Origin of the sequence: Haloarcula montana (assembly GCF_035666295.1) — an archaeon.
Taxonomy (GTDB): domain Archaea; phylum Halobacteriota; class Halobacteria; order Halobacteriales; family Haloarculaceae; genus Haloarcula; species Haloarcula montana.
In genome coordinates this window covers 2,825,615-2,847,549 of the sequence record NZ_CP142027.1, presented here as the reverse complement: position 1 = coordinate 2,847,549, position 21,935 = coordinate 2,825,615, and the positions used below count along the sequence as shown (strand labels likewise).

The window sequence follows — 21,935 nt, the reverse complement described above, 5'->3', positions numbered from 1 at the left end:
TCGTGAGGTATTGGTGCAACCATGACTGACGACAACTCTGACAAGCGGATTTCGAGACGAAACGCGCTGCGCATCGCGGGTGCTGCTGGCGCTGCATCACTGGCTGGCTGTGGTGGTGACGGTGGCTCCGGTGGGGACGGTGGCTCCGGTGACGGCAGCTCAGGAGACGGGAGTTCCGGTGACGGTGGCTCCGGAGATGGCAGCTCCGGCGACGGTGACTCCGGCGGAGACGAGCAGACACAGACAAACGCGTTGGAAGTCGCCCACTGGTGGGGAGAGGGCGACGGTCTGGAGGCCATCCAATCGGTGATGGACGCCTTCACCGAGAAGTATCCGTACGTCGACTTCGACGACAACCTCATCGCCGGCGGTGCCGGGCAGAACCTCCAGTCGAACATCCGGACCCGGATCCAGAACGGCAACCACCCGAGTACCTGGCAGAACTGGCCCGGTGCGGCACTGACGCCGTATACCGATGCCAACCTGCTCGAAGATATCGAGGAGTCCGTCTGGAACGAGAACAGCATGAAGGATGGGTACCTCGCGGGTCCCCAGGCCGCGGCACAGCCGGCCGGGAACTACGTGACGGTGCCGTTGAACATCCACCGGATCAACAACCTGTTCTACAACGTCAGCGTCATCGAGGACGCTGGTGTCGATCCGTCCAGTCTGAGTTCACCGTCGGACGTTACCGACGCGCTCCAGGCCGTTTCGGAAGCAGGCTACACGGGGATGGCCCACCAAACCAACGCGCCGTGGTCGACCGTCCAGCTGTTCGCGACGGTGTACCTCGGTGTCACCGACGCCGAGACGTACGCCCAGACCTTCGAGGAGGGCCAGATCGAGGCCAACCGCGACTCGCTCGCGGAGGCACTCGACATCGTTCGGGACTACAGCGAATTCTACCCCAGCGACGCCGGTTCGATCTCCTGGACCGAAGGGAACTCCGAGATCATCAACGGTAACGCCGGCTTTATCCACCAGGGTGACTGGGCGGCAGGGACCTACGTCACGACTGACGGGTTCAACTACGGCGAGGACTGGGACTACATCCCGTACCCCGGTACGGAAGGCTACTACTCGCTGAACATGGACTCGTTCCCGTACCCGGTCGACAACCCGTCACCGGAAGCGACGACGCTGTGGTGCCGGTTCGTCGGGACGACAGAGGCACAGGAGATCTTCTGCCCCGGTAAGGGTGCGATTCCGCCCCGTGGCGACGCCTCGACCGAGCCGTTCAACGACTTCTCGGCCGACCAGATCGAAGACTTCCAGAACAGCGACGCACAGCCCCGGTCGCTGGCACACGGTCTGGCGGCACCGCCCGAAGTCGCCTCCGGCGCGAACTCGGCCGTCTCCTCGTTCATCAGTGGTGCCTCGAACGAAGAGGTCCTCAACCAGATGGTCAACGCCTGGAGCTAACGACGGCACCTCGTTCACCGGACTTTTTATCGCTCGATCGGAGAGCGGTAGCATTATACGGTGTCCAGAGAGCCTTGTAGACGAACGCGCTCGGGACGGTCCCGAAATATCAAATACGCGGTACGGTAACTGGGGAGGTAAGCGATGGCACGCTTGACACTCGATAAGGTAACGAAAGTATTCGACGACGACGGCGAGCGGATCGTCGCTGTCGACGACGTCTCAGTAGAGATCGGCGACGGTGAGTTTCTGGTACTGGTCGGCCCGTCCGGCTGTGGGAAATCCACGACACTCCGGATGATCGCGGGCCTGGAAGACATCTCTGACGGCGAAATTCGGCTGGGTGAGACGGTCCTCAACGATATCCCGGCGACCGACCGAGACATCGCGATGGTGTTCCAGTCCTACGCGCTGTACCCACACATGAGCGTCAAGGGGAACATGGCGTTCGGACTGGAAGAGGCGACGGACATGCCCGACGACGAGATCAGCCGCCGGGTCGAGGAGACCGCGGAGCTACTGGGGATCGGCGATCTCCTCAACCGCGAACCCTCCGAACTCTCCGGAGGCCAACAACAGCGAGTCGCACTGGGTCGGGCGATCGTGCGCGAACCCGAAGTGTTCCTGATGGACGAGCCCCTGGCGAACCTGGATGCGAAGCTCCGGGCAGAGATGCGGACCGAGCTCCAGCAGATCCAGAACAACCTCGGGACGACGACGGTGTACGTCACTCACGACCAGGTCGAAGCGATGACGATGTCCGATCGGATCGCTATCCTCGACGAGGGTATCCTCCAGCAGTGTGGCACCCCACTGGAGTGTTACCACCAGCCGAACAACCTCTTTGTCGCCGGATTCATCGGCGAACCGTCGATGAACTTCTTCGACATCGAGCGCCACGGCTCGATCCTGGTCGCCGACGACTTCGAGTACCCGCTCTCGGATACGACTGTCTCGAAACTGGGCAACACCACGGATCTGACACTGGGTATCCGGCCGGAAGACGTCGTGCTCAAATCCAGCGTTGAGTCGGACACCGACTACCACGCGATCGTCGATGTCGTCGAACCGAAGGGCGACGAGAACGTCGTTCACCTCGTGTTCGAGGGGAACGACCCCGAAAACGGGACGTTCAAGGCAGTCATCGACGGAATGAAAAGCGTCAACGCGGGTCAGCGGATCGTCGTCGGGTTCCCGGAAGACGCGATCCACGTCTTCGAGGCGTCCAGCGGCAAAGCGCTTCGGAACCGTGAACTCGACGCCGCGGAGTCGCCCCGGATTCAGTAGCAGGTGAGAACTTCTTTGTAGCTTTCCGGTGAACCCTCGGATATGCCCGACGACAGTCTCGAAGCTGCGCTCGAACGTGTTATCACACGGTTCGATCTGGGCGAATACGAGATGGCCGCCTACATCTGTGTTCTCGAACACGGCGAGCTCACAGCTTCCGAGATCGCCGAACACACCGATATCCCACAGCCACGGGTGTACGATACCGCTCGAAGTCTGAGCGCTGTCGGCCTCGTCGAACTGGAAGAGTCACGTCCGATGAAGGTCCGTGCGATCGACCCCCGTGAGGCGTTCGGTGATATCCAGGAGTCGCTCGATTCGCTCGTCGACGACCTCGCGGATCGGTACACGGCACCGGCTCGTGAACCAGAGGCAGTCTCACTCGTGAAATCCCGCCCGACGATTCTCCGGTACCTCGAAGACATCATCGACGCGGCCGAGTACGAACTCCTGTTGTCGCTGACGCCGTCGCTCCTCGGTCGCTTCGAGGAGCGACTGGCCGCCAAACGCGACTCCGGTATCGCGACGGAAATCCTCATCTCGCCGGCGGATCAGGCCCCGGACCCGGACGAGTTCGATTACACGTCGGTCGCGACGACCGCCATGGGTCGTCGCGGTGTCACGACGCCGGTCGTCGCGGTCGCCGACGGAAACTACTCGATGTATGCGACACGGGAGAGCATTAGCGGGAACACGGACCGCTACGGCGTCGTTTTCAACCGCTCGGAACTGGGCTTTCTGGTCTCCGGCTTCCTCAATACCGTGCTGTGGACGACCGGTGAGATCATCGCAACCGACGACAGCGACATCCCGTTCCCGCGCCGGTATGGGACCATCCGTCGTGCGATCTCCGATGTGACTTCGATCGAAGGCGAGTTCTACGCGACGATCGAGGGACGGGACGTCGAGACGGGGGATCACTGGGTTATCAGCGGCCGCGTCACCGAAGCGTCGTTCGGCTCGAACAGGGAAATCGCGACGATGGTCGTCGAGACGGCGGACGGCCCGGTCGACGTTGGTGGACAGGTGGCCGCCTACGAGGACATCGAGGCCTACGAGATCCGTATCGGTCGTGACGAACCACCCGGAAAGTAACACATCGGCTATCGGGCTTGAAACGGACGTGGGGGTGGGAGGCCCACGACGAGGCTCGAAGCGAGCCTCGGTCAGAGGCATCGTGTGGGGATGTCAGGCTGTCTGGGACCACACCGACAGCGGTCGCATACGACAGCAGGGACCCGGCGTGGCTCCGGACAGCAACCGTGGCTGCACAGCGATCGGTGAAAAATCCCACAGTATCTCAGCGGGGAACAGTCGATCCAGCACGAGGGATTCCGACCTGAGTGGAAAGTGATATGTACTGTCGGATCGACGTAAACGACGACGTGGCTATGTCCGGACAGCGGCCGATACGGTACGTCTGTACGTCGTCGGTTCGTGAGGATCTCGTCTGTGCACTCGGTGAGATGTCGAGGACGACAGGCGAGTTGCTCGAAACGCTCGATGCCAGTGAGTCCGCGGTGTACGACGCGCTGTCGAACCTGGAAGAGAAGGGGCTCGTCGATTCCCACCGGGACGGCTGGAGGCTGACAGGTGGCGGCCAACTCGTCGCGGACGCACTCGGTCGGATACGTGACACCGAGTCGCTGCTGGCAGACGACGAGGACTACTGGAACGACCACGATACGAGGGTGCTCCCGCAGGTGTACCGCTGTCGGCTGCCGGAGTTGGGCGACTACGAGATCCTGCGGGCCCACGAGTCGGACCTCAACAGACAGGTCAGACAGATCGCCAGCCGGATCGACGCCGTCGAGGCCTGTGATATCGTCTCGCCAGTCTACCACGAAGCTTACGGCGATGCGATGCCGGACCACGAGGACGCACGGCTCGTCTTGAGTACGGACCTCGTCGAGGGACCCAGTCCCGAACGACACCCCCACTCGTCATGGGAATCGACCGCTGTCCGTATCGCCGACGTACCGTTCGCACTGGGAGTCTCCGAGGAGTGGACGATCCTCACACTGCCCGAACGGAACGGGCAGTGGGCGCGAGCGACGCTGGTCTCGGAGGACGACGCGGCGATCCAGTGGGGACAGGACCTCTTCGAGACGGTGTGGGCCGACGCCACCCCGCCGGAAGAAAGTCATTTCGTTGACTAGAATTTCGGCGAACCTAAACATTCAAGGCTGCATAGTCCACACAGTCACTCAATGAGCCAACAGCGCCATCGGACAGCGCCAGCGGAGTACACGTTCGACGATCTGGCAGTCGTAATGGGGACGTACAACGAGGCCGACGCGATCGGGACGGTCCTCTCGGACATCGAGAGCGTAACCGACGGCAAGGCGGACGTGGTCTGTGTCGACGGCTCCAGCGACCGGACCCCGGAGATCGCACGGGACCACGGTGCGACGGTCATCGAACAGGAGCCACAGGGATACGGTGTCGCGGTCCGCGAGGCCGTCCTGACGCCGGATCGGCCCGTCGTCATCACGACCGACTGTGACGACACCTACCCGATGGAGCGACTTCCCGATTTCCTGGACGAGATCAACGACGGGGCCGACGTGGTCAGCGGCGATCGGCTCTATCACGGCGCCGAGGAGATGCCGGCGATGAACCGCCTGGGCAACGAACTGTTCGCACTCGCCGGGAGCGTCCTGATGGGCAAGCGGGCACACGACATGACGACCGGGATGCGGGCCTACCGGCGTGAAATCGTCCAGAAGATCCGCTGGACGGAGAACACCGGTCTCTCGGCGGAACTGCTCATGCGACCCCTGATGCGTGGCTACGACGTCCGCGAGATACCGATCGAGTACGACGAACGGAAAGGTGAGACGAAACTCGACCCGTTCTCGGGTGGCGCCGAGATCGCCGGGTCGATCGTCCGGGTCGCAGTCGAAGAGCGACTCCGATAACTCATTCGGGCGGTCGCCGGTAGCTCTCTGTCCCGCCCGGATACCCTTGCGGGTTCTCGATCCCCACCAGTTTCCCGCCGGTCGGGGAGGCATACAGCGCGAACAGTAGGTCGTTGACCAGATAGTACCGGACCCGCTGTCGGGGTTCGCCGCCCGGGTCCGGTTCAGCGATCTGGACACCCATCGCCCGGAGCATCTCGTCCTGTGTCGGCCGATCGAGTTCCGTGAACGGCTTTTCCTCCCAATCGCGCGTGTAGGCATCGAGCGCGTCGACAGCGTCGGCGATTGCCCCGGCGCGTTCGGCATCGTCGGCCACGCGACCCGCGAGATAGTCGTCGACGAAGCCGTCGATGCCGGAGAGTTCCGAGGGGTAGACGACGTGGGCGACCGCCCTGATCGTCGCGCGTTCGTGGGGACCGACCGGTGAGTCGTCGGGTTCTCCGTCGGTTTCAGTACCGTCACCGTCGTCGCCCGCCCACGAGAGCGCCGCTGCGCCGCCGCCGACCGTGATTCCGGCCGCGGTCAGTGCTGCCAACGCGTCGCGTCGGGTGAGTTCAGTCATGCTGTCTCCATCGTCGCGTTCAGACTGATCGGCTGTCGGTAGCTGCCAGGGATATAGGCCGCTTCCCCGCCACAGCGGAACTCGTTGTAACAGACCTCCAGTTTCGGTGTGAGCGTCCGGACCCCCTCCCCCGTCCGGTCGACCGGGAGGTCGACTCTGTAGGTCACGCCGACACCGGAGCCGTAGTCGACGAACATGTATAGCTCGACGGACCCACGCTCCGGCGTCGGAATCCCGATCGGTCGCTGGACGCGCGGGCCGGTCAGCGTCGTCAAGTTCTCGTCGGTCCGGAGCGACAGCGAGACCGACTCGTTGCCCGCCACGGTCGCGTAGTCGCTCTCTCCGTCCGCCGAGAGGCGCATCGAGACCAGTTCCGTCTGTGGCGGGAGCGTCGCGGAGAGGCTCGTCGTCACGGCGCTTCCCTCGGCCACGCGGACACGCTGGACCCGGGGTTCGACTGACCGGCCCAGGAACGGAACCCATTCGCCACGGTAAACGTATCGATGGTACTGTCGATCGGGATAGGCGTCGACGACGGCGAACTGCCGGTGTTGCATCGCGTACACCGTCTCGCCGTCGAACCCGGGATCGTTGCGCAACGGTTGGAACGGGTGGTTGAGCCAGTCGCCGTAGGTGGTCGGGAGGAAGACGACGCTGTCGGTGAAATCACGTTCCTCGAAGGGCTCGTAGGCGACCTCGTACTGCTGGGTCACCTCGTAGTTGTCGCTCAGGGGCTCGTTCGCTGCGGCGACGCTCACGGGACCGACGACGGCTGCGAGGACGAGGAGAAGGGCCGCGACCGCACCGCGGCGTCGGGCCGGTGCGACGCGATCGCTGATCGCCGCTCGGGACCAGTCCCACGTGGCCCGCACTCCAACCGCGCCAAACGCCGACAGCGGGACGAGCAGATCGACGTGGTAGAACGGTCCCAGGAAGCCCACGAGGCCGTCCGTCGGGTCCGCCACGTCCCCGAGCATGTTCATCGTCCCCCAAAAGTAGAAGTTCCCGAGCGTGACCGTCACCAGCACGCCCGCGAGCGCGATCGTCCGCGCGTCAGTTCCCCGCCTGTAGGCGACGCCGAGCCCGAGCGCGGCCGCGAGCGTCCCGAGCGGGCCGGCGACGAGCCACCGGGTGAACAGTTTCGAGAGGAGTTCGGCGTTCGCCTGCAGTGACAACGCCGGCGTGAACTCCCGGGAGTAGCCCGCGATCTCGTGGTAGCCGAACCCCAGACCGTCCTGCGGGGCGAAGGCCTGGTAGGGGAACACGAACGGCGATCCGGTGACGACGGCGTTGTAGCCCAACGCGACGGCGACACCGGCCAGGCCGAAAACGCCGGTGAGCCCGACGCGTTCGACGACGGGGCGCTCCAGCGTCCGCAGCGACCACAGTGCGTGACAGATGAAGGGCGCAGCGAACAGCACCGACGTGTACGGCCTGGCGAAGAAGGCGATCCCGATAGCCGCCCCCGCGATCGCCCCGGTCCGTCGGCTCCCCGTCCGATCGGCGTGGAGGTACGCCGCGGCGAAAGCCACGTTCCAGAACGTCGTCGGGATGTAGGAGAGAAACACCGACGCGTTCACCAGAAAGAGTGGCGACCCGAGCACGAACCCGGTCGCAAGGACGCCGGTCCGGCCGTCGAACACCTCGCGTGTCGTCTGGTAGGTCAACGCCAGCACACCCGTCGCGATCAGGCCGAGCGCGACGCGATAGCCGCCGAGCAGTTTCCCCACGGCGAACATCGCCGCCGGCACGGGTGCGTACTTCGAGTAGAGGCGGTCCCCGTCCTCGACGAAGAACCACGGGCGAAACGTCTCCTCGACCGGTGGATGGAGATACAGCTTCCCCTCCAGCAACATCGCCGCCTGCTGGAGATAGACCGCCTCGTCGTGGTTCGACGTGTGATACGGGAAGACGACCGTCGCGAGCAGGAAGACCAGGAGACCGCCGGCGGCGGCCAGGAGCATCGCCTGGACGCGCGGGTTCCGCAGTCGGCTCATTCCGTGGGATACCAGGCCAGTTCGTGATCGGCTGCGAGGTCGATCTCGACGGGCTGGCCGGCCTCGAACGTCTCGACGTGATTGTGCATACAGTGGACCACGTCGCCCGAGTGCAACTCGACGCGATAGACGAACGACGGGCCGTTGTACTGGCGGTGGACGACGTAGCCGTCCGCCTTCGCCTCGCTGGTCGGCACCGCCTTGAGGTCGTCCGGCCGGACCAACACGTCGACCATCGCGCCGTCGTAGGCCTCGACCGGTCCGTTCAGCAGGGTCGTCTCGAACGATCCGAGTCCCGTCTCGATCTTGCCCTCGACGACGCGTGCCGAGAGGAAACTCGCCTGGCCGAGGAAACTCGCGACGAAGCGGCTTTCGGGGTTCTCGAACACCTCGGCCGGGTCGCCGATCTGGGCGATCTGGCCGTCGTTCATGATCGCGACCCGGTCGCTGATCGAGAGGGCTTCCTCCTGGTCGTGGGTCACGGAGATCGCAGTGACGCCGGCCCGCTTGAGGATACGGCGAACCTCCTCGCGCATCTCCACGCGGAGACGCACGTCGAGGTTCGAGAAGGGTTCGTCCAGTAGCAAGACGTCCGGCTCCGGAGCCAGCGACCGCGCCAGTGCGACCCGCTGTTGTTGCCCGCCCGAGAGCTGGCTGGGCATCTTGTCGTGGTGAGCCTCCAGATCGACCAGTTCCAGCAGTTCTGACACCCGCTGGTCGGTCGCCGTCTCGTCCAGGTCGGTCAGCCCGAACGCGATGTTCTCGGCGACGGTCAGATGCGGGAACAGCGCGTAGTCCTGGAAGACGATGCCGACGTTCCGATCCTCGGGCTTCTCGAACGTCGAGGAGTCGGCCGCCGTCTCACCGGCAATGTCGATCGTCCCCGCGGTCGGTCGTTCGAGGCCGGCGATCATCCGCAGCGTCGTCGTCTTCCCACAGCCGGACGGACCCAGGAGCGTGAGCAGTTCGCCGTCTTTGACCGACAGCGAGAGGTCCTCGACGGCGATCTCGGCGCCGTAGTCCTTGGTGACGTCGTCGATCTGTAGGACCGTTCTGTCGGGGTCTTCGACCGCCGCTTCGACGCTCTCGAACTCGGAGAGCTGTTGGGTAGAGTGGTTGGACATAGTTAGCTTCCCTCCTGTCTGAGGATGACCAGCATCGAGAGCCCGGAGACGGCGACCAGAACCAGCGCCGGGACCGCCGCCTGTCCGTAGTAGCCTGCCCCCTGGACGAGCCAGATGTACGTGACGAACGTTTCGAACCCGGTCGGGCGTAACATCAGCGTTGCCGGCAATTCCTTCATCGTCGTCAGGAACACGAGCGCCGCGCCGGCGGCGATTCCGGGCGCGACCAGCGGCAAGACGACCTTCCGGAACGCCGACAGCGGGTTGTACCCCAGCGAGCGGGCCGCCTCGATGTAACTGGGGTCCACCTGGAGGATCGACGATTCGGTCGACCCGACCGCCTGGGGGAGGAACCGGACGACGTAGGCAAACACCAGCAGGATGACACTCTGGTAGAGGAAGGGGACGTACCGGAGTCCCAGATACACCAGCGCCAGACCGAGGACGACACCCGGAACCGCGTAGCCGACGTAGCTCGCGCGCTCGGGCAGGGCCGAACTGGCACCGCTACCCCGGGCAGAGAGGTATGCCAGCGGGAGCGCGGCGACGACACAGACGCCGGCGGCCGCAGCGGCAAGCCACAGCGAGTTCCAGGCGTAGGTCACCTGGAAACTGAATCCGCCACCGCTGTAGCCGGTTCCGGAGCGGACGAGCCACTGCAGCAGGATACCGACCGGTAGCGCCAGACACAGCGCGGCGATGCCGGCACAGAACAACACCGCGGGGACCTTCCAGATCCCGAGTTTGATCTCCCCGGGCCGCCGGCCGCCGCTGTTGACGTAGGCGCCGTCACGGTCGGCGCTGAGCCGAGATTCGACGGCGAGGATCCCCAGTGCCATCACGAGCAACAGCATCGACAGCACCGAGGCGTAGTCCAGCCGGCGGGCGCCGAACTCGTTGTAGATCATCCGGGTGAACACGTCGTACTGCATGATCGCCGGCGTCCCGAAGTCCGAGAGGGTATACAGCGCGACGAGCAGCGCCCCGGCGGCGATTCCGGGCGCGATCTGTGGGAACGTCACCCGCCGGAACGCCTGCCAGCGTGTGTGGTTCAGCGAGCGGGCGGCCTCGACGACGGTGCCGTCGAACGACAGCAGCGAGGCGCGGGTGGTCAGAAAGACGTAGGGGTACGTAAACAGGGTCAACACGAGGATCGCCCCGTGGAGCCCGTAGATCGTCGGGATCTGCTCGATCCCCAGCGGTGCCAGCAGATCGGCCAGTTCCCCGTGTGGCCCGAACGCCGAGACGAACGCGAACGCGCCGATGTAGCTGGGAACGACCAGCGGAAGCGCGGACGTGATCGTCCAGAACCGTTTGAACGGGAGGTCGGTCTGGACGGTCAGGATCGCCAGCGGCACCCCGAGTGCGATCGCGAAGAGGGTGACACCGCCGACGAGGGCCACAGTGTTGAGAGTGACCGAGACGGTTGTCTCGCTCGTCAGCAACTCGACCGCTCGCGCGAACTCGATCTCGCCGGCCTGGAGGAAGAGCCACACCAGCGGCGAGAGGACGACGAGCGAGATAGCGAGCGCGACGACCGACAGCAGAGTCGGGGCGGTCCCGTCGCTGTCGGTCGCGCTCGCTTGCTCTTTCAACCGTTCGTATCGATCACTCGTTCCCATCGCTTAGAGGACGCCCGCGTCCCGCAGGAGATCGACGGTCCCCGCCACGTCGGCCAGTTCCGTCAGGTCGATGTCCGGGGGGTTCAGGTCGTCGACTCGCGGAAGGTCCCCGACCGGCGCGACGCCGTCGATCATCGGGTAGGCGAACGTCCGCGTGGCGAAGAACTCCTGGGCCTCCGCCGAGAGGACGTGCCGGACGAAGTTCGCCGCGAGTTCGGCGTTGTCGGTCCCGTCGACGATCTCAAGTCCCGAGACGTTGACGAGCGCGCCCGCGTCGCCCTCCGTGAACGCGAGCGAGAGCGGCGCGTTCTGGCGGGCCGATCGGACCCGAAGCGAGTAGTAGTGGTTGGCGAACCCGGCGGCCAGTTCGCCGTCCGCGACGGCGTTCGAGACCCGGAACTCGTCGGGGTACTGGCTGATCCCGTGGTCCTGCATCGCCTGGAGCCACGAGCGGGTCGCGTCCTCGCCCCGTAACAGTTGCATCGCCGTGATGAACGACTGGAACGCGCTGTAACTGGGACCCCAGCCCATCGCTCCTTCGAGGGCGGCCGTCTCCGGGAACTCCTGGACCGTCGACGGGATGTCCGACTCGGAGAGCTGGTTGGTGTTGTAGGGGATCGCACGGGCACGGCCGGCGATACCGACCCACCGTCCCTGGTCGTCCTTGAACTCGTCACGGACGGCCGAGAGCGCTTCGGAGGGGAGTTGTGCGGTCGCCCCAGCGTTGGCGACGGCACCGAGCGAACCGGCGTCGACCGCCATGAACACGTCGGCCGGGCTGGCGTTTGCCTCCGTCTCCTGGATGATCGTGTTCGCCAGATCGCTAGAGGGTTCCAGTCGATGATTCGCCGTGAATCCGTCATATTTCTGCTCGAAGAGGTCGATCAGCTCGACGTAGAGACCGCCTTCGCCCCCGCCGAGATACAGCGTCAGTTCACCATCCAGATCCGGAAGGTCGTCGATGGATGTCCCGCCGGGTGCCGCGCGCTGGTCGACGAGCGGACCGGAGCCACGGAAGTTGGCGAGCGTGACTTCGCCGCCGGGGGTGTCGGTACTGCTGGAGCCACCGCCGGAGCCGCTCCCACCGTCGGAGCCGCTTCCGCCGTCAGAGCCGCTGGTCTCGCTTCCGAAGATGCTCGAACAACCGGCCAGCGCGGTCGTCGCCGCCGCACCGCTGGCGACGAGGAACCGTCGCCGGGACGTATCGAGATGAGTGTTGTCGGTCATGATCTGTCGATATTTCTTTAGGTTTGCCTAAATGGTTTGTGTTTTAGTCGTCCGCTGCCGCCGGGACCCGGCCCGCTTCGGTGGATTCGACCACGTCGAGACAGTCCAGCCAGTCGAGCATGAACTCCCCGCAGTAGTTAAGGAAGGCACCGTTTTCCCAGTCGCTGAAATCGCCGGTGGCCATCGCGGTACCCATCGCTTCGAACACCTCGGCGTAGGAATCGGCGTCGTCGCCGACCGCGTCGATGATCTCCCAGACGTGTTCGTTGAGTTCCAGCCCGTGGACCTCGTTTGTCAGGTCCGAGAACGTCGATCGCGGGGCCTTGTTGTGTTCACAGAGCGGATCGCCGTTGTATATCTGCTTGCCCAACACGTCACAGGCCCGTTTGAGGAACAGTCCGGACCAGATGTCGTCGAACCGGCCCACGTCCCACTCGTTGTCGTCCATCGGCAGTTGATAGAACGCCGGAACGATTTCCCGACGGAAGGCCAGGTTCATCGAGCAGACGGTGAGGTAGTTGCCCTCGGCGGCCACGAAATCGGTGCCGAAGTCACTCGCCTCGGTCCGGGTCTGGGCCTGTCCCTGGAGGTCGCCGTCCATCAGGATACGGACGGCGTCGAGGTCGGGAACGTTGGTCCACAGCCCCTGGGAAGCGACCACGTCGTCGACGTAGGTGGACTCGGTCTCGACGGTCTCGTCCATCGCCGCGTAGGGGTAGCCACGCGGGTAGAGGCCGTGTTCGTCCTCGTTCTGGTAGAGGACGTTGACCCAGCGCTCGTCGGAACTGACCGTCTCGATCTGGCCCTCGAACGCGAGGTTTTCCATGTGGGTACCGAAGAAGTCCACGTCCTCGTGTGGAGCCGTGTCGTCGTCGATGAACACGCCGTACTCGAACTTGTTGGCCCAGAGATACAGCAGTCCGAAAGAGGTCTGTGCGTGACTGGCCTCGGGGATCAGATCCGCGTACTCGGCGGCGCCGTGGTCCGCGAACCACTCGTCGCGGGCGGCACCGTCGAAGATAGCACCGTCGACGCCTTCCTCGTCGAGCATCGCTTCCATGCCCTCTGTGTCACAGAACTCCTCCGTGACGAGCACGAAGAAGAGCCGATCGGTCTCGAATCCGTGATCGCGGGCGTTCTGTACGTAGGTGCGCAAACAGTCGGGGTTTCGTATCGTCGGGATGACGACACAGATGTCCGAATCCATCGGTAGTACCACCTCTTTAGGCAACCCTAAAATGTCTGTCGCAATCGAATCGGTGCCCACGTGTGTACCCCTCCGATCGTCCCCAGCCGAAACTATCAACAATCTATACTTTTCGAGGCGAACTATTATTTGGCTGTGCTCTGCCTGTAGACGTAAGAGATGAGTACGGGAACCGAACGAGGACGGACGAGTCTGCTATGAATCTGGACAACCAGACCTGTGTCGTTACGGGCTCCTCACGGGGGATCGGCCGGGGCATCGCAAAGGACCTCGGCGCCCACGGCGCGAACGTCGTGGTGAACTATCGATCTTCCGAGCGGGAGGCGGAGGCAGTCGTCGACGAGATCCGCGAGGACGGCGGCACCGCCGTCGCCGCCCAGGCCGACGTCTCGAAGTTGGAGGAAGTCCGGGCGATGCAAGCGGCCGTGGCCGACGAGTTCGGCGGCGCGGACGTACTCGTCAACAACGCCGGCATCACTATCGACAAGAAGTTCGAGAACATGACCCGCGAGGACTGGGAGACGGTCATCGACGTGAACCTCGGCGGCGTGTTCAACTGTACGAAGGCGTTCTACGACGATATCCGTGACGCCGACCACGGCCGTCTTATCAACATCTCCAGTGTCGTCGGTCAGCAGGGCAACATCGGCCAGGCGAACTACGCGACTACGAAGTCCGGACTCTTTGGCTTTACCCGGACGCTCGCCCTGGAGTTGGCACACACGGGGTCGACCGCCAACTGCGTCGCACCAGGCTTCGTCAAGACCGATATGCTCGAAGAGGTCCCCCAGCGCGTCCAGGAGAAGATCCTCCGGGAGATCCCGCTCGACCGGTTCGCCCGCGTCGAGGATATCAGTGGGATCGTCCGGTTCGTCGCCAGCGAGGAGTCCAGTTACATGACAGGCCAAGTACTCGGGGTCAACGGCGGCATGGAGTGGTAACATGAGTCAACAGGAAGAACCAGACGACGAAGAAGCGACAGATCCGGTCGAAGAGCTCCGAGAGAAACGAGAGGAGGCACGCCTGGGGGGCGGAGAGGCTCGCATCGAGGCCCAACACGGGAAAGGCAAGATGACCGCCCGCGAGCGGATCGATTTCCTCGTCGACGAGGGGACGTTCAACGAGGTCGATCCCTTCGTCGAACACCGCTCAACGAACTTCGGGATGGAGGACAAACGCTACCCCGGCGACGCCGTCGTCACCGGCTACGGCGAGGTCGACGGCCGGAAGGTGTTCCTATTCGCCCACGACTTCACCGTCCTCGGGGGGTCCGTCGGCGAGGTCGTCGCCGACAAGATCTGCAAGGTGATGGACAAGGCCATCCAGAACGGCGTCCCGGTCATCGGCCTGAACGACTCCGGCGGCGCACGCATCCAGGAGGGGGTCGACTCGCTCGTCGGCTTCGCCAAAATCTTCGAGCGCAACACAAAGGCCAGCGGACTCATTCCCCAGATCTCGGCGATCATGGGGCCGTGTGCCGGCGGTGCGACCTACAGCCCCGCGCTGACGGACTTCACGTTCATGGTCCAGGACACGAGCCACATGTTCATCACCGGCCCCGACGTCATCGAGACCGTCACCGGCGAGCAGGTCTCGAAGGAGGAACTCGGTGGGGCCAGTTCCCACTCAACGAAATCCGGCGTGGCCCACTTCTCGTACCCCTCCGAGGAGGAGGTCTTAGAGAACATCCGCCGGTTGCTCTCGTATCTCCCCCAGAACAACATGGAGGACCCGCCCTCGGTCACCCCGTGGGACGAACCCGACCGCGAAGTGCCCGAGGTCACCGACATCGTCCCCTCGGCTCCCCGGAAACCCTACGACATGACTCAGGTCGTCGACAGCATCGTCGACGAGGGATCGTTTTTCGAGGTCCACGACAACTGGGCGCGCAACGTCATCACGGGATTTTCGCGGATGGACGGCAAGGCTGTCGGCGTCGTTGCCAACCAGCCCCGGGTCAGCGCCGGCACCCTGGACATCGACGCCGCGGAGAAGGCCGCCCGCTTCGTCCGGTTCTGTGACTCCTTTAACATCCCGATCCTCACCTTCGTCGACGTCCCTGGATTCATGCCCGGGACCGACCAGGAGCACAACGGGATCATCCGCCGTGGCGCGAAACTCATCTACGCCTACGCCGAGGCGACGGTGCCGCTGCTCTCGGTGGTCGTCCGGAAGGCCTACGGCGGTGCCTACATCGTCATGTCCTCGAAGTTCCTGGGCAGCGATGTCAACTACGCCTGGCCCGGGTCGGAGATGGCAGTGCTCGGTCCCCGTGGTGCGGTCAACATCCTCTATCGGAAGGAGATCGCCAACGCCGACAACCCCGACGCCAAGCGTCAGGAACTGATGGACGAGTTCCGCGAGGAGTTCGCCCACCCCTATGGGCCGGCAAAGCGCGGCTACCTCGACGACGTCATCGAACCGAAAGACACCCGGAAGCGACTCATCGAGGATCTGGACCTGCTCCAGCGCAAGCGCGAGGAGACCCCGCCAAAGGACCACGGGAACATCCCGCTGTAACCGGTCGAACCGCGAGAATCAGTTGCCGATCGTTTCCACAGGGGTCGACCGGCTGATCAGTGAAACTCCTGAAGCACTTCGAGATCTCTCGTCGTCTGCATGAACTCCGCGAGCGGGGCGGCCGTCTCACAGCCGTGACAGTCGAAGTCGGCGTCGGGCGCCGCGAGATCGCCGACCTGAGCTTCCCAGTTCGCCTCGCAATCGGGACACTGCAGAGTGACCCATGCTTCCTGCATGCCTGTGAGTGACAGACAGTCGGTAAAGAATCTTGTGTGGGTTCCCGTCTCCCGAGACCGTCACGGCCGAGAATTAGGCACGCCTAAGATTGAGAAAGCTTAAGATAGTTAGGTGAGCCTAAAACAATATGGGTCTCCGTGGCTTCGTTCGATCAAGCGGGAGTGGACTGTCAGGATCGGTAGTGAACTGTTCCCACGGGAGCGGGAGTGTTCAGTGGACCCGCTTTGCTGGACACGCGAAACCAACTGGGTGATATCCGATGAACTGCTCCGACTCGCCGACGGCTGGTACCGACGCCGAGAGAACGACGGACAGCGCCAGAGCAACAGCGCATATGTCGGACGGACTTGTCCTGTAGCGATGGTCGGACACACACTGTTGGACATTCGGACGCGACTGGAGGAGTTGAGTGTGGCCGTCGGTCCCTATCGAGTCGTCAGTGCGAAGACGGGCCACTCCCCCATCCCCGTCAGCGGGCTCCAGTTCCCGACGAGGGCAACAGCAGCAGAGGCAGCCAGTGTCGCGACCGCCTACCGGACCGCGCTCAGGCGGTACGATCCGGCGGTCCACGTGCAAGATCTGATCGTCTGTGATCAGGGACTGTCCCCCACCGAAGAGCAGTTCCCGGCCGAGGACCTCCCCGAGTACTGTCACTCGGTCACGGCCGCGTTACTAGAGATCCTGTCCCGACGGGACGGCCGCGTCCAGCGCAGCGTCATGGACCGGTATCTGGACGCCGCGGAGAACACCCCCGACAGGGACCGACTCTCCTTGCTCCTGATCGAGAGTCTCGCCGAAGCCATCGACGCACACTACACGGCCAGACAGCAGTACGACTTGCTTCGGGCGACCGCGGACCGGTTACCGCGGTCGCCCGGGACGGAGACACCGCTTCGAGACACCCTCTCCGTGTTGCGCTCGACGGACATACTCCGCTCGTTCGAACTCAACCCGGTCCCCGACGACGGGCACCGCGTGACGCTGCACGGCTACCGCGTCGACGACCGGGACGGGGACTGTATCGTCCTGCCCGTCGCCGTCGAACTCCTCCGTCGACAGTCGCCACCGCCGCAGTTTGGCCACGTCGCCCGGACCAGAGACGGGTGGACAGTTCACCTCAGATCTGGAGCGGAGACACCCGAGGGGCCGCTGGCCGTCGTCCCGTCGGGATGACCACCGAAGGGACCGTAACGAATACACCAGACCCCTGAGTGGACGTAGCCATGGGAGTCGCAGTAATCGGCGCGTCGATGACGAAGTTCGGGCAGCGTGACGCCTGGCTCCAGGAACTCCTCACGCAGGCAGGCGAGGAGTGTCTGGACGATGCCGGCGTCACATCCGACGAAGTAGAGCACCTGTACGTCTCGAACATGGCAAGCGGCGAGTTCGAGGGCAAGACGGGCGTCATGAATGCGCTCGCCCACGATCTGGGGCTGCTGCCGGCGTACAGCGAACGGGTGGATCAGACCTCCTCCTCAGGCGGGGCCGGGATCTACGAGGCCTGGCAGTCGATCGCCTCCGGCGCCAGTGAGATGACGCTGCTGGTCGGCGGCGAGAAGATGACCCACAAGACCACGGGCGAGGCGACGGATATCATCGCCTCGATCACCCACCCCGACGAGTACAAACACGGGATCACCCTGCCGTCGTTTGCGGGTCTGACCGCGCGCCACTACCTCGAACGGTTCGACGCGCCCCGGGAGTCACTCGCCCGGGTCGCCGTCAAGAACCACGAGAACGGCGTCGACAACCCGAACGCACAGTTCCAGAAAGAGATTACCGTCGAGACGGCCCTGGAGTCGCCGATCATCGCCGACCCGCTCCGACTGTACGACTTCTGTCCGATCACGGACGGGAGCGCGGCGATGATGTTCACGACCGAAGAACGGGCCGCGGAGATCGCCGACGAGTACGCGGTCGTCTCCGGGATCGGCGGGGCAACCGACACCCACGTCGTCCACGAACGCGACGATCCGACGATCATGGGCGGGGTCGTCGAGTCGAGCAAGGAGGCCTACGAGATGGCCGACCTCGGCCCCGACGATCTCGACGTGGCCGAACTCCACGACATGTTCACCATTCTTGAGTTCCTCCAGCTGGAGGGGATCGGCGTCGCCGACCAGGGGACCGCCTGGGAGATGGCCATGGACGGCTCGACGGCGAAAGACGGCGAGTTGCCGATCAACACCTCCGGCGGACTTAAGTCCAAGGGCCACCCGCTGGGTGCCAGCGGCGTCGCACAGGGTGTCGAGATCTACGAACAGCTCGTCGGCGAGGCCGGCCCGCGCCAGGTCGACGCGGAGACCGGGCTGGCCTGTAACGTCGGCGGCTTCGGGAACTGTGTCATCACCACCATCATGGAGGCCGCAGAATGACCCTGGAAGCCGGTATCTGTCCGAACGGTCACGTGTCGTATCCGACCCATCCGCGCTGTCCCGACTGTGGCGAACCACAGGACGACAGCCTCGACCTCTCGGACCGGACCGCCGAGGTCGTCACCTGGACGAAATCGACGGCGACGCCGCCGGGCGTCCGGGAGCCAAACACGCTGGCGTTCGTCGAGTTCGACATCTCCGATCTGGACACCGACGACGAGTTCGTCCGCGCGCTCGGGCAGGTCACCACCGACGAGGTCGAGACCGGTGACACCGTCGAGCCGGTCTACGTCGAAGAGTTGCGCGACCCCGAGGTCGGCCTCAAGAGTCCGAATCCCGAGAGCCAACCCTGGGACGGCTACCGCTGGGACCCGGTCTGATCGACTCGGTCACGATCCTCCGGTGCTGCCTCCGCTTCGAGTTGCTCCATCCCGTCGGCGACGCTGCGGGGGCCGTCGTCACAGACGTGTGGGTACACCGCCGTCAGTTCGTCGTCCTCGTAGAGAGCTAGACAGACGACCGGGAGCGCAGTCACGGCATCGTCGATCCCGGTGTACCAGTTGTGGCGGTCGTGGCTGTCGAAGGCAGGGGCCAGCGAGACGCCGTGGTCGTCTGCCCACGCTTGGAGGGCCGTCACGGTAGGGAGCGCCGGATCACCGTCGATAGCCTGTCGGACCCAGTCGGTTACCGAGAAATCCTCGAGTACGCCGGCCGTACGGAGCGACTGCAACCGAGCGAGAACTGTCTCCTGGCGCTGTTCAGTGGCCGCCGGAGCGGGCGAGCGAATGTACACCGCTGCTCGGCGAGTATATGTCATGGTATCGTACACCAATTCCTGAGTGTCCTACGGCAGGTGAGAGCATAGCCGTATCGGTGTACGCTCCAGGCATGCTCAGTCGGCCGTCGAGACGGTTCTCGTGTTCGGCCGCCTGGTCTCCGTGTGGGCAGTGAGGTCGGTGAGACAGTCCTCGACCGAGATCGGACCGTCGTCGCCGGCCACGGGCGCGACCTGTCGGAGGTCGCCGTCCTCGTAGACCGCGACACACATCACCGGCATGACCAGTTCCTCGCGTTTCCGTCCGGTCTGCAGGCTGTAACACGTCCGGGTGTCGAAAAACGGCGCGAGCCGAACGCCTTCCTCGCGCGCCCACGCCGCGAACTCGTTGTAGCGGTCCCGTTCGATCCGTTCCTCACAGTCCTCGACGGGAACGCGTTTCTCCCAGACAGTCGTGTCCGTCTCGTCGACGGCGTCGGTCCGTGCCAACGCTTCGAGTTCTGCCTCGATCGCCGTCCGACGCTCACAGGACGGTGTCGGCAGCGAGGCTCTGACGAACAGTTCGACACGCCGTGTTGGAGGACACTCTGTTTCCGGCATCGGTACCTGTATGTCACGTCCCATAATAATAAAACATTATGTTTTTTATATTATATTTAGGCAGTCGCCAGAATCCGGCTTTACGAACCCGCTTCGTCGTCCTCGTCGTCGTTACCATCGGTAGATTCGCCACGGCCAGGGTCGTCGAGATCGTCGAGGTCGTCCTTGATCGAGCGCAGTTCCGCATCGACATCGACGGCGACGTCGTCGGTCTCGTCGTCCGCAGGAACGCCACCGTTCGTCTCCGGGGCCTCCTCGTCGAGGCGCTCTTCGAGGTCCGAACGGAGTTGACGGGCCTCCTCCAGTAGTTCGCGCGCGTCCTCGTCCTCGGGTCGACCCTCGACGGCGCTCTGGATGTCGGTGAGCGCCTCGTCGAGACGCGAGAGTGTCGCCTTGCTCAGTTTCGTCGCCCGGTCTTTCACCTCGGTGGAGGCAGAGCCGGTCGAGGTGGGTCGCCCCTCGGCCATCCGAAGGGCGCGACGGAGGAGTTTCAGCGCCTGGATGTTCGTCTTCAGGATGAGGATCGCGGCCGGAATAGTCACGTCGCTCGTGAACCGCAGCAGTTCCTCCGGCGTCGGCGGTCGCGGGACACCGCTCTCCGTGGTCGGTTCGACCTCCGTCTCGAGTTCCCGGAGCGTCGAAACGAGGTCGGTCAATAGGGCGGTAATGTCCTCGTCCGGACTGGTACTCATGTGTCGCCCTAACAGGGTCGAATACAAAAGTTCGCCTGTCGGTACTCGGGGACTGACTAGGTGTACCAAAACCCTTATGTCTTTAGGGTTGCCTAATCCCGGTAATGGCACCACAGACGGACGACGTCGTATCCGAGGACGACGAGGCGGAGAACCCGCTGGTGACAGCCCTGGACTGCGGGCAAGAGCGCACAGTGTTCACCGAAGATGGAAACACCGACGGCTGGATCGCGACGGACCTCACCGTCGACCTCCGGCAATAGCGCTCCTCGTTTCTCCCTGTCTCCCGAAAAACCGGTCAGTGGATACCGAACCGTCCGCCGGATCGCGCTTACTGGACCAGCGTGTCGTCTTCGAGGTAGTGTTCGATGTGGTGTGCGTCTTCCTCAGTCTGGACGATGATCTCCCGGAGGATCTGAGCGGTCGCGTGGTCGCCGAGGTTCTCGGCCAGTTCGATGTGGTCCCGCAGCGACTCGATCACGTCGCCGAACAGCTCCAGATCGTTCTTCAGGGACGTCCGGATGTCGTAGACATCCTCGCCCTCGGGTTCGACTGTCGCGTGTTCCTCCTGGGCCTTGCCGCCGGCGATCGGCGTGCCGCCGAGAGCCTGGGCGCGTTCCGCGAGTTCGTCGGCGGCTCCCTCGGCGTTCATGGCCGCATCGCCCAGGAACAGATGGAGGTCGCGGAACTCGGCACCCTCGACGTTCCAGTGGTGTTTCTTGAGCTGGTGGTACAGCGTGTACGTGTCCGCGAGATCCTGGTTGAGCGCGGTGATGATCTGCTCGGACTTCTCCTTGTCGAGCCGGAGTTCGTTCTCTTCGACAGCACCGAACTCTCGACGGACGTGTTCTTGTGTCGCCATGTTCGATTTGAAGTATGACCGGCAACCACTTAAGCGTTTGCGAACGAGAAAAATAGATTTTGCGTATCAATAATAATACTTTCCAGTACTGGAGTCGAGTGGCCCACTCACGCTGGCCGAGCGACGATCAACGGAACGGCGTCGGGGTCGATGTCTTCGAACGCGACACGGTCGTCTCGAAGCGTCTGTTCCTGATGGACGGCCGCGACCGCGCCGAGGACGGCCTCCTCCAGATCGAGGTACTCCCCGTACTCCTCCCAGACGCCCGGACGGACCGCGACGATGTAAACTGACTCCGATTGTGCGAGCACCGGCGCGTCGAATCGCTTTCGCCACTCGTAGACCAGTTCGTCGATACCAGGAGCGTCCCGCATCGTCTGTTGGTGTGCTTCGAGCGCGTCACGGAGGGTCGGTTCGGGAACGTCCGATTCGTTCGCCACGCTCCGGATGACCGCGAGGTGGAACGGGTCCAACAGGCCTTCGTCCGTCATAGCGGTCCGTACGT

The 21,935-nt window shown here is 64.0% G+C and carries 23 protein-coding genes; 11 read left to right on the top strand and 12 right to left on the bottom strand.

Annotated features, from left to right (window positions below; genetic code table 11):
- The first annotated feature begins 21 nt into the window (after positions 1–21).
- The 5 genes from VJ109_RS15065 (at position 22) to VJ109_RS15045 (ending at position 5,630) form a co-directional block, all read left to right on the top strand.
- Positions 22–1,422 carry an ABC transporter substrate-binding protein gene (locus tag VJ109_RS15065; RefSeq protein WP_324757838.1) on the top strand — a complete coding sequence of 467 codons (1,401 nt, stop codon included), beginning with the start codon at positions 22–24 and terminating at the stop codon, positions 1,420–1,422.
- A 144-nt stretch (positions 1,423–1,566) separates the two neighbouring features.
- Positions 1,567–2,709 carry an ABC transporter ATP-binding protein gene (locus tag VJ109_RS15060; protein ID WP_324757836.1) on the top strand — a complete coding sequence of 381 codons (1,143 nt, stop codon included), beginning with the start codon at positions 1,567–1,569 and terminating at the stop codon, positions 2,707–2,709.
- A 42-nt stretch (positions 2,710–2,751) separates the two neighbouring features.
- Positions 2,752–3,804, top strand: a complete 1,053-nt coding sequence (trmB, locus tag VJ109_RS15055; protein WP_324757835.1) for an HTH-type sugar sensing transcriptional regulator TrmB — start codon at positions 2,752–2,754, stop codon at positions 3,802–3,804.
- Between the two features lie 260 nt (positions 3,805–4,064).
- Entirely contained in the window at positions 4,065–4,868 is an 804-nt protein-coding gene (locus VJ109_RS15050) for a helix-turn-helix transcriptional regulator (RefSeq protein WP_324757833.1), read from the top strand.
- A 51-nt stretch (positions 4,869–4,919) separates the two neighbouring features.
- Positions 4,920–5,630 (top strand): dolichyl-phosphate hexose transferase, encoded by a 711-nt coding sequence (locus VJ109_RS15045; RefSeq protein ID WP_324757832.1) that lies wholly within the window; start codon positions 4,920–4,922, stop codon positions 5,628–5,630.
- A 1-nt stretch (position 5,631) separates the two neighbouring features.
- On the opposite strand, the gene VJ109_RS15040 is transcribed toward VJ109_RS15045, so the two are convergent.
- The 6 genes from VJ109_RS15040 to VJ109_RS15015 are packed head-to-tail and all read right to left on the bottom strand — an operon-like array spanning position 5,632 to position 13,369.
- Positions 5,632–6,192 (bottom strand): gluconate 2-dehydrogenase subunit 3 family protein, encoded by a 561-nt coding sequence (locus VJ109_RS15040; RefSeq protein ID WP_324757831.1) that lies wholly within the window; start codon positions 6,190–6,192, stop codon positions 5,632–5,634.
- A complete protein-coding gene (locus VJ109_RS15035; protein ID WP_324757829.1) occupies positions 6,189–8,189 on the bottom strand; it encodes an ArnT family glycosyltransferase in 2,001 nt (666 codons plus the stop codon). Before VJ109_RS15035 ends, VJ109_RS15040 begins: the two co-directional genes overlap by 4 nt.
- Positions 8,186–9,313 (bottom strand): ABC transporter ATP-binding protein, encoded by a 1,128-nt coding sequence (locus VJ109_RS15030; protein ID WP_324757827.1) that lies wholly within the window; start codon positions 9,311–9,313, stop codon positions 8,186–8,188. Before VJ109_RS15030 ends, VJ109_RS15035 begins: the two co-directional genes overlap by 4 nt.
- A gap of 2 nt (positions 9,314–9,315) precedes the next feature.
- The gene (locus VJ109_RS15025) at positions 9,316–10,935 is read right to left on the bottom strand and encodes an ABC transporter permease (protein ID WP_324757825.1); all 1,620 of its coding nucleotides are present in this window, start codon (positions 10,933–10,935) and stop codon (positions 9,316–9,318) included.
- Positions 10,936–10,938: 3 nt separating this feature from the next.
- Positions 10,939–12,162, bottom strand: coding sequence for an extracellular solute-binding protein (locus VJ109_RS15020; protein ID WP_324757823.1), 1,224 nt, complete (start codon positions 12,160–12,162; stop codon positions 10,939–10,941).
- 43 nt (positions 12,163–12,205) lie between these two features.
- A complete protein-coding gene (locus VJ109_RS15015; protein ID WP_324757821.1) occupies positions 12,206–13,369 on the bottom strand; it encodes an alpha-1 4-glucan-protein synthase in 1,164 nt (387 codons plus the stop codon).
- Between the two features lie 197 nt (positions 13,370–13,566).
- Here VJ109_RS15015 and VJ109_RS15010 point away from each other — a divergent pair, with 197 nt between their 5' ends.
- Together VJ109_RS15010 and VJ109_RS15005 are read left to right on the top strand one after the other, a co-directional pair.
- Entirely contained in the window at positions 13,567–14,310 is a 744-nt protein-coding gene (locus tag VJ109_RS15010; RefSeq protein ID WP_324757819.1) for a beta-ketoacyl-ACP reductase, read from the top strand.
- Position 14,311: 1 nt separating this feature from the next.
- Positions 14,312–15,889 (top strand): acyl-CoA carboxylase subunit beta, encoded by a 1,578-nt coding sequence (locus VJ109_RS15005; protein ID WP_324757818.1) that lies wholly within the window; start codon positions 14,312–14,314, stop codon positions 15,887–15,889.
- 56 nt (positions 15,890–15,945) lie between these two features.
- Here the strand turns inward: VJ109_RS15005 and VJ109_RS15000 are convergent, their stop codons facing one another.
- The gene (locus tag VJ109_RS15000) at positions 15,946–16,125 is read right to left on the bottom strand and encodes a DUF7836 family putative zinc-binding protein (RefSeq protein ID WP_324757817.1); all 180 of its coding nucleotides are present in this window, start codon (positions 16,123–16,125) and stop codon (positions 15,946–15,948) included.
- A 361-nt stretch (positions 16,126–16,486) separates the two neighbouring features.
- Between VJ109_RS15000 and VJ109_RS14995 the strand changes: the two genes are divergently transcribed.
- The 3 genes from VJ109_RS14995 to VJ109_RS14985 are packed head-to-tail and all read left to right on the top strand — an operon-like array spanning position 16,487 to position 18,881.
- The gene (locus VJ109_RS14995) at positions 16,487–17,299 is read left to right on the top strand and encodes a DUF7551 domain-containing protein (protein ID WP_324757816.1); all 813 of its coding nucleotides are present in this window, start codon (positions 16,487–16,489) and stop codon (positions 17,297–17,299) included.
- A 50-nt stretch (positions 17,300–17,349) separates the two neighbouring features.
- Complete coding sequence (locus VJ109_RS14990; RefSeq protein WP_324757815.1) at positions 17,350–18,501, top strand: thiolase family protein; 1,152 nt, start codon at positions 17,350–17,352, stop codon at positions 18,499–18,501.
- Complete coding sequence (locus VJ109_RS14985; RefSeq protein ID WP_324757814.1) at positions 18,498–18,881, top strand: Zn-ribbon domain-containing OB-fold protein; 384 nt, start codon at positions 18,498–18,500, stop codon at positions 18,879–18,881. The genes VJ109_RS14990 and VJ109_RS14985 overlap by 4 nt, the downstream gene beginning before the upstream one ends.
- On the opposite strand, the gene VJ109_RS14980 is transcribed toward VJ109_RS14985, so the two are convergent.
- From VJ109_RS14980 to VJ109_RS14970, 3 genes are all read right to left on the bottom strand, one after another.
- Positions 18,860–19,318 (bottom strand): HTH domain-containing protein, encoded by a 459-nt coding sequence (locus VJ109_RS14980; RefSeq protein WP_324757813.1) that lies wholly within the window; start codon positions 19,316–19,318, stop codon positions 18,860–18,862. The genes VJ109_RS14985 and VJ109_RS14980 overlap by 22 nt on opposite strands.
- A gap of 75 nt (positions 19,319–19,393) precedes the next feature.
- Positions 19,394–19,876, bottom strand: a complete 483-nt coding sequence (locus VJ109_RS14975) for an HTH domain-containing protein (RefSeq protein ID WP_324757812.1) — start codon at positions 19,874–19,876, stop codon at positions 19,394–19,396.
- 80 nt (positions 19,877–19,956) lie between these two features.
- Entirely contained in the window at positions 19,957–20,568 is a 612-nt protein-coding gene (locus tag VJ109_RS14970) for a DUF7547 family protein (RefSeq protein ID WP_324757811.1), read from the bottom strand.
- Positions 20,569–20,672: 104 nt separating this feature from the next.
- Between VJ109_RS14970 and VJ109_RS14965 the strand changes: the two genes are divergently transcribed.
- Positions 20,673–20,831 (top strand): hypothetical protein, encoded by a 159-nt coding sequence (locus tag VJ109_RS14965; protein ID WP_324757810.1) that lies wholly within the window; start codon positions 20,673–20,675, stop codon positions 20,829–20,831.
- Between the two features lie 68 nt (positions 20,832–20,899).
- On the opposite strand, the gene dpsA is transcribed toward VJ109_RS14965, so the two are convergent.
- Together dpsA and VJ109_RS14955 are read right to left on the bottom strand one after the other, a co-directional pair.
- Positions 20,900–21,430 carry a DNA starvation/stationary phase protection protein DpsA gene (dpsA, locus tag VJ109_RS14960; protein ID WP_324757809.1) on the bottom strand — a complete coding sequence of 177 codons (531 nt, stop codon included), beginning with the start codon at positions 21,428–21,430 and terminating at the stop codon, positions 20,900–20,902.
- Between the two features lie 107 nt (positions 21,431–21,537).
- The gene (locus VJ109_RS14955) at positions 21,538–21,921 is read right to left on the bottom strand and encodes a DUF8048 family protein (protein ID WP_324757808.1); all 384 of its coding nucleotides are present in this window, start codon (positions 21,919–21,921) and stop codon (positions 21,538–21,540) included.
- Positions 21,922–21,935 lie beyond the last annotated feature (14 nt).

Bases quoted from the DNA above. Each gene is read 5' to 3' on its own strand.
- VJ109_RS15065 (WP_324757838.1), top strand. From the start codon at position 22: ATGACTGACGACAACTCTGACAAGCGGATTTCGAGACGAAACGCGCTG.
- VJ109_RS15060 (WP_324757836.1), top strand. From the start codon at position 1,567: ATGGCACGCTTGACACTCGATAAGGTAACGAAAGTATTCGACGACGAC.
- trmB (WP_324757835.1), top strand. From the start codon at position 2,752: ATGCCCGACGACAGTCTCGAAGCTGCGCTCGAACGTGTTATCACACGG.
- VJ109_RS15050 (WP_324757833.1), top strand. From the start codon at position 4,065: ATGTACTGTCGGATCGACGTAAACGACGACGTGGCTATGTCCGGACAG.
- VJ109_RS15045 (WP_324757832.1), top strand. From the start codon at position 4,920: ATGAGCCAACAGCGCCATCGGACAGCGCCAGCGGAGTACACGTTCGAC.
- VJ109_RS15040 (WP_324757831.1), bottom strand. From the start codon at position 6,192: ATGACTGAACTCACCCGACGCGACGCGTTGGCAGCACTGACCGCGGCC.
- VJ109_RS15035 (WP_324757829.1), bottom strand. From the start codon at position 8,189: ATGAGCCGACTGCGGAACCCGCGCGTCCAGGCGATGCTCCTGGCCGCC.
- VJ109_RS15030 (WP_324757827.1), bottom strand. From the start codon at position 9,313: ATGTCCAACCACTCTACCCAACAGCTCTCCGAGTTCGAGAGCGTCGAA.
- VJ109_RS15025 (WP_324757825.1), bottom strand. From the start codon at position 10,935: ATGGGAACGAGTGATCGATACGAACGGTTGAAAGAGCAAGCGAGCGCG.
- VJ109_RS15020 (WP_324757823.1), bottom strand. From the start codon at position 12,162: ATGACCGACAACACTCATCTCGATACGTCCCGGCGACGGTTCCTCGTC.
- VJ109_RS15015 (WP_324757821.1), bottom strand. From the start codon at position 13,369: ATGGATTCGGACATCTGTGTCGTCATCCCGACGATACGAAACCCCGAC.
- VJ109_RS15010 (WP_324757819.1), top strand. From the start codon at position 13,567: ATGAATCTGGACAACCAGACCTGTGTCGTTACGGGCTCCTCACGGGGG.
- VJ109_RS15005 (WP_324757818.1), top strand. From the start codon at position 14,312: ATGAGTCAACAGGAAGAACCAGACGACGAAGAAGCGACAGATCCGGTC.
- VJ109_RS15000 (WP_324757817.1), bottom strand. From the start codon at position 16,125: ATGCAGGAAGCATGGGTCACTCTGCAGTGTCCCGATTGCGAGGCGAAC.
- VJ109_RS14995 (WP_324757816.1), top strand. From the start codon at position 16,487: ATGGTCGGACACACACTGTTGGACATTCGGACGCGACTGGAGGAGTTG.
- VJ109_RS14990 (WP_324757815.1), top strand. From the start codon at position 17,350: ATGGGAGTCGCAGTAATCGGCGCGTCGATGACGAAGTTCGGGCAGCGT.
- VJ109_RS14985 (WP_324757814.1), top strand. From the start codon at position 18,498: ATGACCCTGGAAGCCGGTATCTGTCCGAACGGTCACGTGTCGTATCCG.
- VJ109_RS14980 (WP_324757813.1), bottom strand. From the start codon at position 19,318: ATGACATATACTCGCCGAGCAGCGGTGTACATTCGCTCGCCCGCTCCG.
- VJ109_RS14975 (WP_324757812.1), bottom strand. From the start codon at position 19,876: ATGCCGGAAACAGAGTGTCCTCCAACACGGCGTGTCGAACTGTTCGTC.
- VJ109_RS14970 (WP_324757811.1), bottom strand. From the start codon at position 20,568: ATGAGTACCAGTCCGGACGAGGACATTACCGCCCTATTGACCGACCTC.
- VJ109_RS14965 (WP_324757810.1), top strand. From the start codon at position 20,673: ATGGCACCACAGACGGACGACGTCGTATCCGAGGACGACGAGGCGGAG.
- dpsA (WP_324757809.1), bottom strand. From the start codon at position 21,430: ATGGCGACACAAGAACACGTCCGTCGAGAGTTCGGTGCTGTCGAAGAG.
- VJ109_RS14955 (WP_324757808.1), bottom strand. From the start codon at position 21,921: ATGACGGACGAAGGCCTGTTGGACCCGTTCCACCTCGCGGTCATCCGG.